General features: G+C 71.4%; 15 protein-coding genes. 9 read left to right on the top strand and 6 right to left on the bottom strand.

The window, feature by feature from the left end:
* Window positions 1–64: 64 nt before the first annotated feature.
* The 4 genes from QSK30_RS10700 to QSK30_RS10685 all read right to left on the bottom strand — a co-directional run bounded on the left by QSK30_RS10700 (window position 65) and on the right by QSK30_RS10685 (window position 6,388).
* Window positions 65–1,864, bottom strand: a complete 1,800-nt coding sequence (locus tag QSK30_RS10700; protein WP_285501844.1) for a Xaa-Pro dipeptidyl-peptidase — start codon at window positions 1,862–1,864, stop codon at window positions 65–67.
* A 38-nt stretch (window positions 1,865–1,902) separates the two neighbouring features.
* Window positions 1,903–3,504 carry a DHA2 family efflux MFS transporter permease subunit gene (locus QSK30_RS10695; RefSeq protein ID WP_285501842.1) on the bottom strand — a complete coding sequence of 534 codons (1,602 nt, stop codon included), beginning with the start codon at window positions 3,502–3,504 and terminating at the stop codon, window positions 1,903–1,905.
* 999 nt (window positions 3,505–4,503) lie between these two features.
* Window positions 4,504–4,830 carry an acyl-CoA carboxylase epsilon subunit gene (locus QSK30_RS10690; protein WP_352231560.1) on the bottom strand — a complete coding sequence of 109 codons (327 nt, stop codon included), beginning with the start codon at window positions 4,828–4,830 and terminating at the stop codon, window positions 4,504–4,506.
* Window positions 4,751–6,388, bottom strand: a complete 1,638-nt coding sequence (locus tag QSK30_RS10685; RefSeq protein WP_285501838.1) for an acyl-CoA carboxylase subunit beta — start codon at window positions 6,386–6,388, stop codon at window positions 4,751–4,753. Before QSK30_RS10685 ends, QSK30_RS10690 begins: the two co-directional genes overlap by 80 nt.
* Window positions 6,389–6,556: 168 nt before the next feature.
* Between QSK30_RS10685 and QSK30_RS10680 the strand changes: the two genes are divergently transcribed.
* The 7 genes from QSK30_RS10680 (at window position 6,557) to QSK30_RS10650 (ending at window position 13,631) form a co-directional block, all read left to right on the top strand.
* Window positions 6,557–7,363, top strand: coding sequence for a biotin--[acetyl-CoA-carboxylase] ligase (locus QSK30_RS10680; protein WP_285501836.1), 807 nt, complete (start codon window positions 6,557–6,559; stop codon window positions 7,361–7,363).
* Between the two features lie 69 nt (window positions 7,364–7,432).
* Window positions 7,433–7,990, top strand: coding sequence for a PH domain-containing protein (locus QSK30_RS10675; RefSeq protein ID WP_285501833.1), 558 nt, complete (start codon window positions 7,433–7,435; stop codon window positions 7,988–7,990).
* A gap of 2 nt (window positions 7,991–7,992) precedes the next feature.
* On the top strand, window positions 7,993–8,934 hold the full coding sequence (locus QSK30_RS10670; RefSeq protein ID WP_285501831.1) for a hydroxymethylglutaryl-CoA lyase: 942 nt from the start codon (window positions 7,993–7,995) through the stop codon (window positions 8,932–8,934).
* 382 nt (window positions 8,935–9,316) lie between these two features.
* On the top strand, window positions 9,317–9,754 hold the full coding sequence (locus QSK30_RS10665) for a YbaB/EbfC family nucleoid-associated protein (protein ID WP_502871819.1): 438 nt from the start codon (window positions 9,317–9,319) through the stop codon (window positions 9,752–9,754).
* The gene (locus QSK30_RS10660) at window positions 9,754–10,068 is read left to right on the top strand and encodes a WXG100 family type VII secretion target (protein ID WP_285501827.1); all 315 of its coding nucleotides are present in this window, start codon (window positions 9,754–9,756) and stop codon (window positions 10,066–10,068) included. Before QSK30_RS10665 ends, QSK30_RS10660 begins: the two co-directional genes overlap by 1 nt.
* Window positions 10,069–10,077: 9 nt before the next feature.
* Window positions 10,078–13,356, top strand: a complete 3,279-nt coding sequence (locus tag QSK30_RS10655) for a glycohydrolase toxin TNT-related protein (RefSeq protein WP_285501826.1) — start codon at window positions 10,078–10,080, stop codon at window positions 13,354–13,356.
* Complete coding sequence (locus QSK30_RS10650; RefSeq protein ID WP_285501824.1) at window positions 13,353–13,631, top strand: hypothetical protein; 279 nt, start codon at window positions 13,353–13,355, stop codon at window positions 13,629–13,631. The genes QSK30_RS10655 and QSK30_RS10650 overlap by 4 nt, the downstream gene beginning before the upstream one ends.
* Here the strand turns inward: QSK30_RS10650 and hisN are convergent.
* Window positions 13,619–14,398: a histidinol-phosphatase gene (gene hisN, locus QSK30_RS10645; protein ID WP_285501822.1), complete on the bottom strand. Its 780-nt coding sequence runs from the start codon at window positions 14,396–14,398 to the stop codon at window positions 13,619–13,621. The genes QSK30_RS10650 and hisN overlap by 13 nt on opposite strands.
* A gap of 39 nt (window positions 14,399–14,437) precedes the next feature.
* On the opposite strand from hisN, the gene QSK30_RS10640 reads away from it, so the two are divergent.
* Both QSK30_RS10640 and QSK30_RS10635 read left to right on the top strand, forming a co-directional pair.
* Window positions 14,438–15,106: a response regulator transcription factor gene (locus QSK30_RS10640; protein WP_285501924.1), complete on the top strand. Its 669-nt coding sequence runs from the start codon at window positions 14,438–14,440 to the stop codon at window positions 15,104–15,106.
* A complete protein-coding gene (locus tag QSK30_RS10635; protein ID WP_285501820.1) occupies window positions 15,106–16,395 on the top strand; it encodes an ATP-binding protein in 1,290 nt (429 codons plus the stop codon). Before QSK30_RS10640 ends, QSK30_RS10635 begins: the two co-directional genes overlap by 1 nt.
* An 11-nt stretch (window positions 16,396–16,406) precedes the next feature.
* On the opposite strand, the gene QSK30_RS10630 is transcribed toward QSK30_RS10635, so the two are convergent.
* A complete protein-coding gene (locus QSK30_RS10630) occupies window positions 16,407–17,786 on the bottom strand; it encodes a hypothetical protein (protein ID WP_285501818.1) in 1,380 nt (459 codons plus the stop codon).
* Between the last annotated feature and the right edge of the window lie 43 nt (window positions 17,787–17,829).

Genomic DNA, 17,829 nt, shown 5'->3' with positions numbered 1-17,829 from the left:
GGCAACGCGCCGGGGCCTCGCCGTCCGGTCGACGGCGAGGCCCTTGCAGCGCTTGTTCCCGCCCTTAGATGGAGCCGATGAGCGGTACCCGCAGGGTGGTCTTGGACAGGTCGATGCCCAGCCGCGTGCTGGTGCCCGCGGAGCTGATGTAGGAGCTGTCCGTGCTGCCGATCACCACCGCCAGGCGGTGGCCCGCCGGGATGACCTGGTCGGTCGTCGCGATGTTGAAGGTGATCGTGTACGGGGTGTTCGCGCTCAGCGTGCGGCGGGACTCCAGGCCCGCGTAGTGGCCGAGGTCGGCCCAGCCGCGGGCGATGATGTTCTGCGACACCGAGGTCGTGTTGGTCTCGGTGTCGAGGTAGCAGGCGCTGTCACCGGTGCCGCTCTCGCCCCAGCAGGACCGGGTCGACAGGTTGCGGATGCCCTCGCCGGTGCCGCGGTAGTTGCGGATCGTGGCGGTGCCGTAGTCGACCAGGACGGCGGTGAGCCGGGCGGCGCTCTGCGAGGACGTGGTGGTCACCGTGATCGTCGAGGTGCCGGAGATGCGCACGTCACTGGCCAGCGCGCCGGTCCGGTAGATGGCCCGGGCCGAGGACGCGTTGGTGGGGTTGGTGATCCAGTCGTACTCGCTGCTGCGGTTGTCGGTGACGGTGGCCGTCGAACCGGCGGGCGGCGCGGTCGTGCCGAGCGTGCCGACGCCCGCCGAGGTGCCCGGCTGCAGGCGCAGGGTCGTCGGGGTGGTGGTCAGCGGCCAGGCCCGGTCGTCCTTCCAGACGTCCGGCTTCTGCTCCACAGTGGACGCCGGGTCGTTCTGCACGCCGTTGTCCACGCCGAGCAGGTAGTGGTCGAACCACTTGTGCAGGGTGTCCACCCACACCTGGCGGCGGTAGTCGAACGGGTCGACGTGGCCGGTCTGCGACAGCCAGATCTTGCGCTCGACACCGGCGGGCAGGGCGTTCCACCACTGTCCGAAGTTGACCGACTTCACGTTGAGGTCGCCGAGGCCGTGCACGACGAACACGCTCGCCTTGACGTTGGCGGCGTTGGGCACGTAGTCGCGCTCGCGGTACATCGCCGTGTAGTCACCGCTTGACGGTGAGCCATTGGTCAGCGTGGTCTTGACCGAGCCGCAGTTCGACGCGCCCTGGGAGTTCTCCACCACCGGCGCCAGACCCGCCGGGCTGCCGCTGGTGTAGGTGGCGCCGGAGGCCCGGTAGTAGTCGTACCAGGAGCTGATGGCGCCGATGGGCACGATGGTCTTGAGGCCGGCGACCCCGGTGGCGGCGACGCCGTTGGCGATCGTGCCGTCCCAGGACTTGCCGATCATGCCGACCGCGCCGGTGGACCAGCTCGAGGAGATCGTGGTCGTGCCGGTCGCGGTGGTGTAGCCGGTCGCGCGGCCGTTGAGCCAGTCGATGACCGCCTTGGCCGAGGTCACCTCGGAGCGGCCGCCGACGTCGACGCACCCGTTGGACCGGGCCGTGCCGGACAGGTCGACCAGCACCACGGCGTAACCGCGCGGTACGAAGTAGTTGTCGTACCAGAGCGGGAACTGGACCGGTTTGCCCGCGGCGTCGTAGGTCTTCTTCTGGCTCTCGTTGCCCCGGCCCAGGGTCGTGTAGTACGGGCTGGCGTCCATGATCACCGGCACCCGGCCGGTGGCCTCGCGCGGGCGGATAATGTCCGCCGCGACCCGCACCTTGGCACCGTTGGGCGCGGTCAGGCCGGTGTCGACGTAGGCCGTCTCGCGCACCGCGTTGGCGTAGGAGTAGACGGGATCACTGCGCACCGCAAGGGGTTCCGGTTGCGCGGCTGATGCCGGTACGGTGATCGCACCGATACCCGCGGTCACCGCGACAGCCATGGTGAGCAAAGATCGCCGTATTGCCATGTCGGCAGACGTTACGGACCGACTCGCTCCTGCGGCAGTCCCGACTTTTTCGCGTTACCAGTTGGTTGCGCACGGATACCAGCGGCGAAGACCATACCCAGCACCAACACCACGACCGGCAGGACCAGCGTGGCCTTGGCGGCGTTGGTGAACCCGAGCGCGAACGCGTCAGTGGCGAGTTCGCGCACCCGCTCGGCGATCGAGGGCGACCAGTCCGACGGCACCGCGGGCCCCTGCCCACCGAACTGGCTCGCGGTGTTGGCGGCCGCGGTGATCCGCTCGACGAACTCGTCCGCGTAGCGCGGCGGCAGTACCCTCGCGTAGTCCCGCGCGGCGGCCGGGACCGAGAAGCTGAGACCGACCTGGAGCAACAACCCGGTCGTCGCACTCCCCAACACCCCACCGATCTGGCGCGAAGTGTTGAAGACACCGGACGCGGCGCCGACGAGGTGGTTCGGCAGCCCGTAGGTCGCCGCGGCGGTCAGCGGCGAGAACACCAGCCCGATCCCGATCCCGGCGACCACCAGACCGGGCACCAGCACCAGCGGCTCGGTGTCCGGCTCCGCCAACACGGCGAGCACGATCGTGCCCAGCGCCAGCCCACCGAGCCCGGTCATGATCAGCGTGCGCCCCTCGACCCGCCGCAACCCCCGTGCCGCGAACAGGGCGGCGGCACCAGCCGCGAAGGCCATCGGCGCGCACAGCAGGCTGGACGCGAGCGGGTCGAGCCCGAGCACCGACTGCACGTAGATCACCAGCGGCAAGAACATCCCGGTGGTAGCGAACCCGAGCGCACCGTGCGTGACATTGGCGAAGCTGAACGTGGGATTGCTGAACAACCCGACTGGCAACAAGTTGGCAGGCCGGGGCTTGCGCTGCCAGAGCACGAACAACCCGAGCAGCAGCAACCCGAGCCCGATCAACGGCAACACACCGACCGGCCCGACGATCGTGCCCCAGTGGTAGTGCTGCCCGTTCTGCAGCCCGAACACCAGCGCACCCAACCCCGCCGACGCCAACAGCGCACCGGTCAGGTCGAACCCGATCTTCCCGCTCGGCTGCCAGTTCGGCAGCAACGCCGCCGCGAACACCAGCCCGACCAGCCCGATCGGCAGGTTCAACAGGAAGATCCACTGCCAACCGACGTGCTGCACCAGCAGCCCACCCACCACCGGCCCGGTGATGGTCGCGATCCCGGCCACCGCCCCCCACACCGCGATCGGCGCCCCACGCTTCTCCGCCGGGAACAACCGCGTGATGAAGGAGAGGGTCTGCGGCGTCATCGCCGCAGCACCGAGACCTTGCACAGCGCGCGCGGCGATCAGGGAACCGGCGGTCGTCGAGAGCCCACACCACAGCGAGGCACCGAGGAACAACACCAGCCCGACCAGCAACACCCGCTTGGGCCCGTACCGGTCGCCCAGCCGCCCGGTGATCAGCAACGGCACGGTGTTGGCGAGGAGATAGACGCTGTTGACCCAGATGACCTGGTTCAACGTCGCGTTCAGATCGGTCAACATCGCCGGGATGGCCACGGTCACGATGGTCGAGTCCAGCATGATCATGAAGAAGCACGCGCACAGCGCCCCCAGCGCCACCCAGGGACTACGCACCGCACCCGTCGCCATCCGACCCGCTCCCACACCGTCCCGCACCCCGGGTCACCCACGAACAGCCTAAGGGCGACCACCTCGGACAACCTGCCCAGGTCGGACGCGCCACCAGCCACCAGGTTCCCACCGACAAGCCCCGCCGCCCCGCACCCTCGCCCCACCCGCACCCGCACCCGGCCGCCCGAGCCTCAGCCCCCCTAGCTCCGGCCCCCGACCTCCGGCCGCCCGAGCCCAGCCGCCCGAGCTCAGCCACCAGGACTCCCGCCGCCCGGACTCCGGCCCAGCCGAAACCCCGGCCGGTTGAGCCCCAGTCCGCCGAGCCCCCGGCCCCCGCCCTACCCGCAGCTTCGGCCAAGTCCCAGCCTCGCCGCCCCGACCCCTTCTTTCAGCTCTTCAGCTTTCAATCCCTATAAGCAACCCCGCTGGTACCGGCGGCCCCGCTACGGATGCTCGATCTAGTGGACTCCCTTTGTGTGGGGGAGGAGTACCGCTAAACTTGACCTGTGGTGGGGATGCCCTTCACCCCACGCTCTTTCCCCACGCGGTGCTCTCGGGGCCCCGCGCAAAGGGAGTTCACTAGATCGAGCGCCCGCTCTTAACTTGGGCAACCTGTATGGGCTACGGGTATCAGCCGTGCGTAGCTCATACAGGTTGCCCGACTAAGACGCGGGCTCGATTCACTGAACTCACTTCGCGCGGGGCCCCGAGAGCACCGCGGTGGCGAAAAAAGGGCGGGTGAAGGGCATCCCCACCACACGGCAAGTTTAGCGGTACTCCTCCCCCACACGAAGCGAGTCCAGCAAATCGAGCACATGGGTGGCGGGTGTTGCGTACCAGCGGGCTTGGGATCCTGTCGCGTTCCAGCGGGGGCCGGAATCGGTCCTGCTCGTCGACGGGCAGGACCGAGTAATGGGGGATCGAGCCGCTGTTGGCTGAGTGAAATAGCAGTGGCCGTCACTCGTTATGTTCTGTGAGTGACGGCCACTGTTGGTATTGGTGTCAGCGTGGGAAAGCTGATGCCCGCCAAGCGCCCGGTCCGTGCGCCAACGGCCTGCGGACCGCCGCCGCTCGGTCAGCCCAAGCATTCGGTGCCGCCGGTTCCGCAGCTTCACCGCCCGAAGATCCTGCCGCCAGCACCACCGCCGTAAGCGCCGCCAGTTCTGCCGCGTCCGGTGTTCCGCGTACGACGCGGAGCAGGGGACGGGTCTCGGTGACCGGTTCCACGGGGACTCCTCTCACAAGCGGGCTACAGCGGGATGTTGCCGTGCTTCTTCGGTGGCAGGGACTCGCGCTTGTCGCGCAACACTCGCAGGGAGCGGGCCACATAGCCGCGCGTGTGGGACGGCGGGATGACCGAGTCCACATAGCCGCGTTCGGCTGCGACATACGGGTTGAGCAGTGTGTCCTCGTACTCGCGGTCGAGCTTGGCGCGGAGTGCGTCGACGTCTTCGCCTGCTTCCAGGGCTGCCTTCAGGGTCTTGCGGTGCAGGATGTTGGAGGCGCCGGAGGCCCCCATCACCGCGATCTGCGCCGTTGGCCAGGCCAGGTTGATGTCGGCGCCGAGGTGCTTGGAGCCCATGACGTCGTAGGCGCCGCCGTAGGCCTTGCGGGTGATCACAGTGACCAGTGGGACCGTCGCCTCGGCATAGGCGTAGATCAGCTTGGCGCCGCGTCGGATGATGCCGCCGAACTCCTGGTCGGTGCCGGGGAGGAAGCCGGGCACGTCGACGAAGGTCAAGACCGGGATGTTGAAGGCGTCGCAGGTCCGCACGAAGCGGGCCGCCTTCTCCGAGGCGTCGATGTCCAGGCAGCCCGCGAACTGGGTGGGCTGGTTGGCCACGACACCGACGCTGTGGCCCTCGACCCGGCCGAAGCCGACCACGATGTTCGGCGCGAAGAGCGGGTGGACCTCCAGGAACTCGCCGTCGTCGACTACCCCGGCGATCACCTCGTGGATGTCGTAGGGCTGGTTCGCCGAGTCCGGGATGAGCGTGTCGAGCGCGCGGTCGGTCTCGGTCAGGTTGTCCTCGACCGAGCCGTCCTCGTCGAAGCCCGGGAAGACGGGGGCGTCGGACAGGTTGTTCGACGGCAGGTACGAGAGCAGGTCCTTGACGTAGGAGATCGCGTCGTCCTCGTCGGCGCCCATGTAGTGGGCGACACCGGACTTGGTGTTGTGCGTGCGGGCGCCGCCCAGTTCCTCCAGCGTCACCTCCTCACCGGTGACGGTCTTGACCACGTCCGGGCCGGTGATGAACATCTGCGAGGTCTGGTCGACCATCACCACGAAGTCGGTCAGCGCCGGGGAGTACACGTGCCCGCCCGCGTTCGCGCCCATGATCAGCGAGATCTGCGGGACCACCCCGGACGCGCGCACGTTGCGGCTGAAGATCTCGCCGTAGAGGCCCAGGGAGACCACGCCCTCCTGGATCCGCGCGCCGCCGCCCTCGTTGATGCCGATGATCGGGCGGCCGGTCTTGATCGCCAGGTCCATCACCTTGACGATCTTCTCGCCGTACACCTGGCCGAGGGAACCGCCGAACACCGTCACGTCCTGGCTGAACACGCACACCGGCCTGCCGTCGACGGTGCCGTGGCCGGTGACCACGCCGTCGCCGTACGGGCGGTTCTTCTCCAGCCCGAAGTTGGCGGACCGGTGCCGGGCCAGCTCGTCGAGCTCGATGAACGAACCCGGGTCGAGCAGCAGGTCGATCCGCTCGCGCGCGGTCATCTTGCCCTTGGCGTGCTGCTTCTCCACGGCCCGCGCCGAGCCCGCGTGCACGGCCTCGTCGTTGCGCCGGTGGAGGTCGGCCAACTTGCCCGCCGTGGTGTGGATGTCCGGCTCGTCCGCCGGCGCCTGCCCGATCGGCTCGGTCGCACTGCTCATGGCCCAGCAGCCTAACCACCAACGGCGCCACCGAGGGCTGGGTCGTAGGACACACCGCGCGGCGCTTGACCTCCAGTGCGCTGGAGGTCCCAGGGTTGTCCGCGCCGCCCCCGCCCGGCCGTTCCGCTCCGACCGGCCGGGTCCGGGGGCCGGCCCTACCCTGGGCACATGGCAGCACTCGACGCCGAGGCCCTGCGGGCGGCTCTCGTCGGCCCCTACGCCGCGCTGGACGTGGTGGGGTCCACCGGTTCCACCAACGCCGACCTGGTCGCCGCCGCGACCTCGGGGGCGCCGGACCGGACCGTCCTGATCGCCGAGCAGCAGACCGCGGGCCGGGGCAGGCGGGCCCGCGACTGGGTGTCGCCCCCCGCGGCGGGCCTCTACCTGAGCGTCCTCCTGCGACCCGCCGGCGTGCCCACCGCGCGGTTCGGCGCGTTGTCGCTGGTCGCCGGGGTCGCGCTGGTGCGCACCGCGCGGCACGCCGGTGTCGTCGCCTCCCTGAAGTGGCCCAACGACCTGCTCGCGGGCGCCTCGGCGGCCAAGTGCGCGGGCGTGCTCGCCGAGGCCAGCGCGGGCGACGCCCCGGCCGTGGTGGTCGGCATCGGGCTCAACGTCGGCGCCCTGCCCGGCGAGGTCCCGCTCGGCCCCGGTGGCCTGCCCGCGACCTCCTTCGCCCAGGAAGGCGGCCTGACCGACCGCACCGAGGTCGCGATCGCGCTGCTGCGCGCCTTCGACGAGGCCGAGCGGTCCTGGCGCGGCGCCCAGGGCGACCTGGCCACCTCCGGCCTGCTCGCCGAGTACCGGTCCAACTGCGCCACCCTGGGCCAACGCGTCCGGGTGGAGCTGCCCAACGGCGTCAACCTGCAGGGCCTGGCCACCGACATCGACGCCGACGGGCAGTTGGTGGTCGACGTCGGCGGCACCGCCCGCACCCTGTCGGCGGGTGACGTGGTGCACGTGCGCCCTAGTTCCTGAGTCGTTGCCCAAACCGGGGCATTCGCCGAGTACGGTTACCGCGTCATCAGTGATGATCGGGAGGACACCGTGGCATACCCCGACGACCTGCTCAGCGACGGCGAGCGCGTCGTGCTGCACAAGCACCCGCACTGGAAGATGCTGCTGCTGCCCTACCTGATCCTGGTCGTCGTGGTCGGTGGCGGGATCTGGCTGGCGATCCTCGCCCAGGACCTCTCCTGGGCCACCATCGCCCAGATCATCATCGGCGCCCTGGCGCTGATCCTGGTCGTCTGGCTGTTCTTCGTCCCGTTCGTGCGCTGGCGCACCACGCACTTCATCGTGACCACCGACCGGGTGATGGCCCGCGAGGGCGTGATCAACCGGACCGGCATCGACATCCCGCTCTCCCGGATCAGCAGCGTGCGCTTCGAACACGGCCTGATCGACCGGATCGTCGGCTGCGGCACCCTGATCATCGAGTCCAGCTCGCAGGAACCGCTGGAGTTCGACGACATCCCGGCCGTGGAGAAGGTCCACACACTGCTCTACCGCGAGGTCAACGACAACCCCAACGACGACTTCCACCGCGGCGCCCCGGCCGCCCAGCAGTACCCCGACCAGGGCTACCAGGACGGACGGCGCTGACCGTGGGTGCGCTCGAGGTCGGCCTGCCCGACGTCGTGCGGGCCGACGGCCTGCCCGCCCGGGTCACCATCTGGGAGGTCGGCGCCCGCGACGGCCTGCAGAACGAGGACACCGTCGTCCCGGTCGAGGTGAAGCTGGAGTTCCTCGGCCGACTCGCCGACGCGGGCCTGGGCGTGCTGGAGGCCACCAGCTTCGTGCACCCCAAGTGGGTCCCGCAGCTCGCCGACGCCGAGGAACTGCTCGCCGCCCTCAACCAGGTCGACGGCGTCAGCTACCCCGTGCTCGTCCCCAACGACCGCGGCCTCGACCGCGCCCTGGCGGCGGGCGTCCGGCACATCGCGATCTTCGGCAGCGCCACCGAGACCTTCGCCAAGCGCAACCTCAACCGCACCCTCGACGAGCAGTACGCCATGTTCGACCCGGTGGTCACCCGCGCCCGCGCCGAGGGCCTCGACGTCCGCGCCTACGTGTCGATGTGCTTCGGCGACCCCTGGGAGGGCCCGGTACCCGCCACCCAGGTCGCCGACGTCGGCAAGCGGCTGATGGACATGGGCTGCTCCCAACTGTCCCTAGGCGACACCATCGGCGTAGCCACCCCCGGCCAGGTAGAAGCCGTGATCGGCGCGGTCGGCGACACCGGGGTCGGCGTAGACGCCCTCGCGGTGCACTTCCACGACACCTACGGCCAGGCCCTGTCCAACACCCTCGCCGCGCTGCGCCTGGGTGTGTCCACAGTCGACTCCTCCGCGGGCGGCCTGGGCGGCTGCCCGTACGCCGAGTCCGCCACCGGCAACCTGGCCACCGAGGACCTGGTCTGGATGCTCAATGGCCTGGGCATCGACACCGGCGTCGACCTGGCCAAACTCGCCGACACCAGCGCTTGGATGGCCAGCCGCCTGGGCAGGCCCAGCCCCAGCCGCGTAGTCCGAGCCCTACGCGGCTGACCAAGACCAAGACCCTGCCCCAGGGCAGTTCTTGTACTTGTTCCTGTCCTGCTCCCGGTTCTTGAAGAGAAGCCGACCCCGCTGGTACCGGCGGCCCCCGACGGACACTGCTCGATCTGGTGGACTGCCTTTGTGTGGGGTGGGGGACCCTGCAAACTTGCTGTGGCGTGGGGATCCCTTTACCCCTCCCTTTTGTCCCCACGCAGGGTCCCTAGGGGCCCCGCACAAAGGCAGTCCACCAGATCGAGCCCACCGCTTACTCGTGGGTACATACGACGGGACTCCCTCCCGAGATTCACCCGATCGAGCCGGAACCGACCACCCACCCCCGACGTCCAACCCGCGACCGGGGACCGTGCCGACGACCAGCGGAGGAGGCGTGGTGGCTGACCACCGAGCCCAGGTCGAGGACCTCCTCGCCGACTACCGGCGCAGTCGCGACCAGCTGGCCGAGGTCCACCGGGCCCTCGCGGCGATCAGCGAGTCCGCCACCAGCCCGTGCGGCCTGGTCACCGCCACCGTGTCCGCCCAGGGGGCGTTGACCGGGCTCGACCTGCACGAGGACGCCTACCGGGTGCACCGGCCCGACGAGCTCGCCGCGATCATCGTGCGCACCACCGCGGCCGCCGACGCCCTGGCCGCCCGCGCCGCCGGGCACGCCGTCGCCCCGGTGCTGCCCACCGGCACCGATCCGGGAGCGCTGCTGCGCGGCACCGCCGACCTCAGCCCCGCCGAGCTGGTGCCCCCGCGCCCGGCCGCGGAGGAGGAGAGCTTCGAGAACCTGACCTGGCTCGAGCCGGACAGCCCCAGGAGGCCCTGATGGACGGATTCCGCGCCGAGGCCGACCGGCTCGCCGACCGGGCGGGCCGCTTCGACGGTCTGGCCGAGCAGGTCGACGCCATCCACCGGGAACTCGCCGACCGCCTCGGCGCCGCGGGCGCGTGCTGGGGCACCGACGAGGTCGGCCGCAGCTTCGCCGACGTGCACGCGGGCCACGCCGAGGACACCCTGAGCACCCTGGGCGGCCTGCCCGAGCAGCTCGGCGACGTCGGCGGCCGGTTCCGCGCCACCGCGCGCGACTACCGGCACGGCGAAGACCACAACACCACCATCCTCGGCTCAGCCGACGCCTAGGGGACCGTGATGGGAATCGAGCTGCCCGCCGACTTGGCCGACATCGCCGCCGCGGCGGGGGTGCGCTGGCCGGAGGCCGACGAGGACAAGATGCGCGCCGCCGCGACCGCCTGGCGCCACGCGGGCACCCGGATGGCCGCGCTCACCGGCGACGCCGACAGCACCGCGCACAGCGCGCTGGCCACCATCGAGGGCGCCACGGCGGAGGCGGCGGGCAAGCACTGGTCCACCTTCGTGCAAGCCGACACCGGCCACCTGACCTCGACCGTGTCCGGCTGCACGCACGCGGCCAACCGACTCGACCACGCGGCCGACCAGGTCGGGCAGGCCAAAGTGGAGATCGTCCGCAACCTGGTCGACCTGGCCAAGAACGCCAACGCCGCCAACGCCTCGGCCCGCGCGGGCAACCCGCGGGCGCTGCTCGGCCTGGACCTGGCCATCCGCGGCACCGCCGCCAACCTCGCGCACATCACCGACACGCTGGTGAGCGCCGTGCGGCCACAGGGGCCGGACGTGGGGGCCACCCGCCCGGTGGTCAACGCCAACCCCGGTCAGGTGAGCGGCGGTCCCCTGACCCTCCTGGGCGGCGGTGCGACCCCGAGCGGGGCGGCCGGGTCCGGGCTGCTCGGTGCCGCGACCGACCTGCTCGGCGGCACTGTCGACACGGTCGGCCGCACCGCGACGGGCGTGGTCGACACGGCGGGCGGCATCGTGCACCACGCGGTGAACACCACGGGCAGCGTCGTGAACCAGGCGACGCAGGCGGTCAGCCACACCGTGGACAAGGTGACCGCGCCGGTCATCGAGACGGTCGGCCGCGGCGGTTCGGTCGTCGTGCCGCCGGTGGCCATCCCGCCGGTCGTTCCACCGGTCGCTGTTCCGCCTGTAGCCGTTCCGCCGGTGGCAGTTCCCCCGGTCGTGGTGCCGCCGGTCGAGTCGGTGCCGATCGTTGGTGATGGGGGCCAGCCAGGCGGGTCGGTTCCGGGACCTGTGCAGCACGGCGGAGGACAGCCCGTGGTCGGCCACCTGCCGGACATCGGGGGCATCGACCTGCCGACCCCGCCGACGGGCATGCCGATCACCACAGTCCAGGCCGCTTCGGCTGCCGTGATCGACGCTCCCGGCCACATCGGCCAGCCCGCTGGACCGGGCACCCCGGTTGGCGCGGGCGGTTCGCTAGTCGGCAACGCGGGCGGAACCCCGTCGGGTTCGAGCCCTGTCGGGCCCCTGGGCGACGTCGCGGGTGGGCGCCTCAGCGGCGTGGGTGGTCAACTCGGCGGCGCGCCCCTCGGTGGCGTCGCCGGTGGTGGGTCCGGCGGCTCGCTCGGTGGTCTGGGCGGTGTCCGGGGCGGTGTGCCCGGCCTGGTCGCGGGCCCGATCCCCGCCGGTCAGCCCGGCTCGGTCCACGGCCAGCCCGGTTCGACACCGGGCAACCCCGGGGTGGCCAAGGGAACCCCCGCCCTGCCCGGCGCCCGTGCCGCTGACGCGGCAGCCCAACTCGGCGCTCGCGCGGCCGGTCTGGGCGGCCGAGAGGGAACAGGCCTCCCCGGCGCCGCCGCCCGAGCCGGCGAGGCAGGCGCTCGAACCGGTGAACTCGGCGCCCGCGCCGGTGACCTGGGTGCACGGACTGGTGAGCCCGCTTCTCGTGCCGGTGAACCCGGTGCACGACCGGGTGAGCCCGGATCTCGTGCTGGTGATCCGGCTCGTTCTGGTGAAGCCGGCTCTCGTGCTGGTGATCCGAGTGCGCGCGCCGGCGAAACCGCCCGCACCGCCGACCCCACGCGGGCCGGCGACCCGAACGACCGCGCCAGCGGCGGGTCCGGCACCAAGGCCGGCGCCCAATCCGGCAAGCCCGAAGCCCACGCGGGCACGTCCGCCCCGGCCCCCGGCAAGCACAGCGGTGTCGGCCCTACTCCCGCTGACCAGTCAGTGGAGCACGAACTCGGCGCCGAGAGCACCGACAGCACCGACGGTCGCGGTGAGCAGTCCGATCCGGTCTACGGGCTCGTCGCCACCGGCGTCCCGAACAGCCTTTTCGCCGCTCCCGCGGCCCCACTGGACCCCAACGCGCCCCCCGCGCCCGCTCCCAAGGCACCTCTCTCGGCACCAGCGCCCGACAACGCCCCGGTCGGCGATGCTCTCCGCAACCGCCTGGACCGCCCCCCGATGCCCTGGCGGCCCCGGGAGTCCGGCGATCAGCCAGCCACGCTGCTGGTGGTCCACATGTTCCCGATCGGCCACCTGCCAGTCGCGGCCAACGAACCCGCGCGGCAGGTCGCCCCACCGCCGCGAGAGGTCGACTTCGCCGGTGGCCTGCGCTTCGAACCCGGCGACCACCCCCGCTCCGACCTCGTCGACAACGTCACGGCAAGCACTCCGGCCAACGAGCCGCATGGCTTTGGCGCCACGTCCGCGACCGAGGTGCCCGCCTTGGTCGTCGCGGATGCTGCCGATGCTGCGGCCAGTGGGCCGCCTGACCTTGGTGGCGCCGCGTCCGCGACCGCGGAGACCGGCCCGGTCGGTTCCACCCAGGAGTCCGTCTCGGACGGCGCCACCGCGCTTCCACTGACCGCCACACCACAGCCCGGCGAGTCGCCCGCGCTGCACGCTCCCGCCGAAGGCAGTACCCCGGTTGAGGTCCAAGCCTCGCCCGGCCTGCCCGCCGTGCCCACTCCGGCGCTCATCCCGACCGCCGCCACCTCATCCACGCCGGCCAACAGCCCTTCCACCCACCCCACCACCCCGGCTGACCACTCCACCGCGGATGCCGGTGTCGCCCAGGCAGATGTCAGTGCCACTGCGGCCACCCCATCCGAGTGCATCGAGTCAGTGCCCGCGAATGCTCCGGGAGCGCTCACCCAGGGATACGACCCGCTCGGCGCCCTGCACGAGCGGGACTGGGACCGTCGCTTCCTGGTCCGCCCCTATGACCCGAACACCGCGCTGGCCACCGAGTACGCCTGGCCCCCCGGCGAGCTGTACCCCGAGGGCGGCACCGCCCCCGGCGAGGCCGTCGTGCTCAGCGCAGGCGCCGTTCTCGACCGGTTCGGCACCCCCGAGGGCCGGGTGTTCAGCGCTGACGCCACCCCGTACCCCCGCCGCTCGCTGCCGCCCGCCCACCTCGAAGCCGGCTACCGCCAATACCGGGTGCTGAGCCCGCTCCCCGTCTGGCGCACGGTGTCCGCGCCCTGGTTCGGCCAGCCCGGTGGCGGTGAGCGGTTCCGCGCGACGAAGTCGGCTGCCGACCTCGTCGCGCTCGGGTTCCTCGAGGAAGTGGAGCAGCGGTGAACGCCGACTCGATCATCGCGCTGCTCGCGGCCGTCGGTGTCCCGCCGGAGGTCGTCTCCATCGGAGAGGAGGCCGACAACACCTGGTGCCTGGTCTACGACGCCGATCCGGAGTCACCCGGTTGGGAAGTCTTCTGGCGCGAGCAGGGCAACCGCTACGACTGGGCGCGGTTCACCAACGAGCAGGTCGCCTGCCACTACCTATTCGGCAGGCTGACCTGGTCACAGGTGGTTCGTGGTGTCGTCGGGGTGCTCCCGGTGGATCAGCCCAGCTGAAGCAGACCCAGCGCGGCGGCGTGCAGGTGGCCGTTCGAGGTGAGCACTGAGCCACCGTCGAAGCGGGGAAGTCCACCCAGATCGGTGAACTTCCCGCCCGCTTCCTCGACCAGGATCTGGAGCGGCGCGACGTCCCACGGGTTCACGATCGCCTCGGCGGCCAAGTCGATGGCGCCTTCCGCGACCAGGCAGTGCTGCCAGAAGTCCCCGAACGCGCGACTCTCCCAGCACGCGTCGACCAACGACAGGTAGCGCTCGCGTGAGTGGTGCTCCACCCACGACCCCAGGTGGGTCGTCGACAGGTACGCGTCCTCCAGCGACCGCACCCCGGACACCGCGATCCGCTGCGGCTCCCCACCCGCTCGCGACACCCAGGCGCCGAGGCCCTTGGCCGCCCACCAGCGGCGGTCGAGCGCGGGAGCGCTGACCACACCCACGACCGGCGAACCGTCCACCACCAGTGCGATCAGCGTCGCCCACGCGGGCACGCCGCGCAGGAAGTTCTTGGTGCCGTCGATTGGGTCGAGCACCCAGGTCCGACCCGCGCCCACCACACCGCCGCGCTCCTCGCCCGCCACCGTGTCGCCGGGGTGCGCACCGGCGAGCAGGGCCCGCACGGCGTCCTCGACGGCGGTGTCGGCGTCGGTCACCGGACTGCGGTCGGGCTTGCGCTCGACCACCAGGTCGTGGGCCTGGAACCGGGCCCGGGTGATGGCGTCGGCGGCGTCGGCCAGCCGCAGGGCGAAAGTCAGGTCGTCGCTTGACACGCGCCCGATCGTGTCACGCCTACTCTGGTGCCCGTGAGCGTGGTACTGCTGGCCGAGGACGACGTGGCCATTGCTGACCCCCTATCGCGTGCGCTGCACCGAGAGGGTTACGAGGTGCGCGTGGTCGGAGACGGTCACGCCGCACTCGAGGTGGCCTCCACGGGCCAGCCCGACCTGCTGGTCCTGGACCTGGGACTACCGGGGATCGACGGGCTGGACGTGTGCCGCAGGCTGCGCGCGGCGGGCCGGGGCATCCCGGTCCTGATGCTGACCGCGCGCGCCGACGAGGTCGACTTCGTCGTCGGTCTCGACGCGGGTGCCGATGACTACGTCGCCAAGCCGTTCCGCTTGGCCGAACTGCTCGCCCGGATCCGGGCGCTGCTGCGCAGGCAGGCGCCGGGGGCGATCGACGTCAACGGCGTGCGGATGGACCTCGCCGCCCGGGTGGTGACCGTGGACGGCACGGAGATCACCCTGGCCAACAAGGAGTTCGAGCTGCTGCGGGTGCTCATCCAGCGCGCCGGGCAGGTGGTCACCCGGGAGGAGATCCTCACCGAGGTGTGGAGCGATCCCGAGCTCAAGACGAGCAAGACCCTGGACATGCACATGTCGTGGCTGCGCCGGAAGCTCGGTGAGGGCGGTCCGCGCTCGACCGAGCGGCGGATCGCGACGGTGCGCGGGGTCGGGTTCCGCTTCAACGCCGAGTAATGCGCCGCCGGATCCTGCTCGCGATCCTGCTCGCGGTCACCGTGACCGCGTGCGCGCTGGGCATCCCGCTCGGCTACACCGCGCTGCAGGTCGTGGAGAGCCTGACCACCGAGGACCTGGGGGCCCGCGCCCGGCAGATCGCCGCGACGCTGGACGACGAGCTGGCCAACGGCAGGCGGGTCGACCTGTCCAAGGTCCAGCTCGCGGTGCCCCCCGGCGGCAGGCTGACGGTGATGCTGCCGACCGAGCCCGAGCAGACCCTGGGCCCCGCGCCGGTGGCCGACATGGTCACCGAGGAGGCCCCGATGGTCCGCCAGGGCCTGGTGCGGCTGCAGCTCGACGCCGCCCCGATGCGGACCAGGCAGACCCAGGTGGCCGCGCTGGTGGCGCTGGTGGTGATCCTGACGGTGGCGGTGGGCACGGTGGTGGCGATCGTCACGGCCCGGCGCCTGGCCCGGCCGCTGCGGCACGTCGCCGACCGGGCCAGCAGGCTGGGCGCGGGCGACTTCCGGCTCGACAGCGCCCGCTACGACCTATTCGAGCTGGACATGGTCGCCGAGGCCCTGGACGCCTCGGCGACGGCGCTGGCGCAGCTCGTGCAGCGCGAACGGGACCTCGTGGGCGACGTGTCCCACCAGCTGCGCAGCAGGCTCACGGCGCTGCAGCTGCGCCTGGAGGCGCTGACCACCATTCCCGACGAGGACGCCGCGGGCGAGGCCCGCGAGGCCCTGGAACAGGCCGAACGCCTGGCCGACGTGCTCGACGAGCTGCTGGCGGCGGCCCGCGAGGCCCGCGCCGTCGGCGCCGAACCGGTCGACCTGGCCCGCGAACTGACCACCATCGCCGACGAGTGGCGCGAGATGCTCCGCTCCGAGGGCCGCTCCCTGCGCCTGCGGATCACCCCCGGCCTCCTGGCCCGCGTCACCCCGGCGCGGCTGCGCGAGGCCATCGGCGTGCTGCTGGACAACGCCATGCGCCACGGCGGCGGCACGGTGACGATCAGCTCCCGCGGCGGCGAGCCGATCGGCGCGGACACCGTCGTCGTAGAGGTCACCGACGCGGGCGCGGGCGTGCCGGACTCCCTCGTCCCACACATCTTCGAACGCGGCGTCTCCGGCGGCGGCTCCACCGGCCTGGGCCTCGCCCTGGCCCGCGCACTGGTCGACAGCGACGGCGGCAGACTGGAACTCTCGACGGCCCGACCGGCGACGTTCACGGTCTTCCTCCCCGTCCCCAAGGCCGGAAACGTCCGAGGCGTGCGCTGGCCCACCGAACGCTCCCCGCGCTAGTCACCGCGCGCTCAGTCGAACTGCCGGGCGAACTCCGCGGCGAAGTCCGCGTCCTGGAGCCGCTGCCCGAGGCAGGTCAAAGCCATGGCGAGCGGCACACTCATGATCTTCGCGAGATCCGAGTCGCCCAGGCAGTCCTGCGGCCGGGTCGGATCCCCGCGCAGTCGTCCGAGGTCGATCTCCACGTCCCGGTAGATCGCCTTGACCCACTTGTGCTCAGTCAGCCGCCGCCGGTCGGTCAGCTCGTCCGTGCGCCGGTTGAGCACGGTGACGCCCACGTACTCGGGTTTGCCACCACGGGTGATCCACCGGAAGTAGCCGGTCACCGCGCTCCACCGGATATCCGACTGCTCGAGGTTGGACTCCTCCAGCAGCTCCCTGGTCATCCCCGTCGTGATGGCGTCGCAGAGCGAGCCGGTTTCCTCCTTGCCGCGCACCAGCCGCCTCGGCAGGTCGCGCGGTTCGAGGGATCCTGAGCCGGAGGGCGCGATCCTGCCCGCGCTCGACAGGGCGGTTTCCGAGTGCGCTATCAGCACCACGCGCTTGTTCTGGTCGATCGCCAGGGTGGAGACGCCGACCGGGTCGGCCAGCCTGCTGTCCTCGAACCTGACGAGTCGCCCGCGCTCGCCGAGCATGAGCGCGCGGACGGAGAGCACCTCGCGGCGCGAGCTGTCCTGCAGTACCTCGTTGGCCAGGTAGTTGCTCACCAGCAGGTCGAAGTAGCGGCTCGGCCCGAACCGGACCGGGGTGCGGGGGTCGCGGACACTGTCCTCGATGGACGAGAGCTGGGTGACGTTGGCACCGTTGAACGGGCGCATCCGGGTGCTGCGGTACTTGTGCAGCAGGATGCTCGTCCGGTGCTGCTCGATCTTGACCGCGAGCCTGCGCCTGCCCGGCGTCCAGGACACCGCCAGCCGCGCCTGCGGCCGCCCCAGGCTCGACCTGGACAACGCCACGCCCGCTGCCGCGGGGTGGTAGACGAGGTCGTCCCCGACCTCGATCACCTCGGGTGTGCCCGCCACCTCCACCGCTGTCAGGGGCGGGACGGCCACCAGCCACATCTCGACACCCTCGCGCGCCGCGCGCAGGTACTCGATCACCAGTCCGGCGATGGAGAGCAGCAGACCCGCGCAGGTCAGGATGAACGCCTTGGGATCGATGAGGAAGCCCGACGGGATCCCGAGCAGCGCGACCCCCAGGCTGACGTACTGCACGATGACCGCGGACCGGGCGCGGGCCGTCGCCTGGAGGAAGTCCAGCCAGCTCATCGCGCTGGAGACCAGCAGCCACGGCCGGGCGCGGGTGCGCTCGCCCCGCACCGCGAGTTGGGTGGCCCGGCCGGTGATCGTGTGCAGTACGTGCTCGTAGATCGTTCGCAGCGACCGCGCCATGGTCGGCAGCCCTCCCGCTGGGGACCCAGATCAGGACATGGTC

This window comes from Actinokineospora sp. NBRC 105648, assembly GCF_030269645.1.
Taxonomy (GTDB): Bacteria; Actinomycetota; Actinomycetes; order Mycobacteriales; family Pseudonocardiaceae; genus Actinokineospora.
Note: the sequence above shows the minus strand (reverse complement) of the source record. Positions and strands in the feature narration are given on the sequence as shown.

Coding starts and splice junctions, on each gene's coding strand:
- QSK30_RS10700 (WP_285501844.1), bottom strand. CDS start 1,864: ATGGCTGTCGCGGTGACCGCGGGTATCGGTGCGATCACCGTACCGGCA.
- QSK30_RS10690 (WP_352231560.1), bottom strand. CDS start 4,830: ATGTGGCCCGCTCCCTGCGAGTGTTGCGCGACAAGCGCGAGTCCCTGC.
- QSK30_RS10685 (WP_285501838.1), bottom strand. CDS start 6,388: ATGAGCAGTGCGACCGAGCCGATCGGGCAGGCGCCGGCGGACGAGCCG.
- QSK30_RS10680 (WP_285501836.1), top strand. CDS start 6,557: ATGGCAGCACTCGACGCCGAGGCCCTGCGGGCGGCTCTCGTCGGCCCC.
- QSK30_RS10660 (WP_285501827.1), top strand. CDS start 9,754: ATGGACGGATTCCGCGCCGAGGCCGACCGGCTCGCCGACCGGGCGGGC.
- QSK30_RS10655 (WP_285501826.1), top strand. CDS start 10,078: ATGGGAATCGAGCTGCCCGCCGACTTGGCCGACATCGCCGCCGCGGCG.
- QSK30_RS10635 (WP_285501820.1), top strand. CDS start 15,106: ATGCGCCGCCGGATCCTGCTCGCGATCCTGCTCGCGGTCACCGTGACC.
- QSK30_RS10630 (WP_285501818.1), bottom strand. CDS start 17,786: ATGGCGCGGTCGCTGCGAACGATCTACGAGCACGTACTGCACACGATC.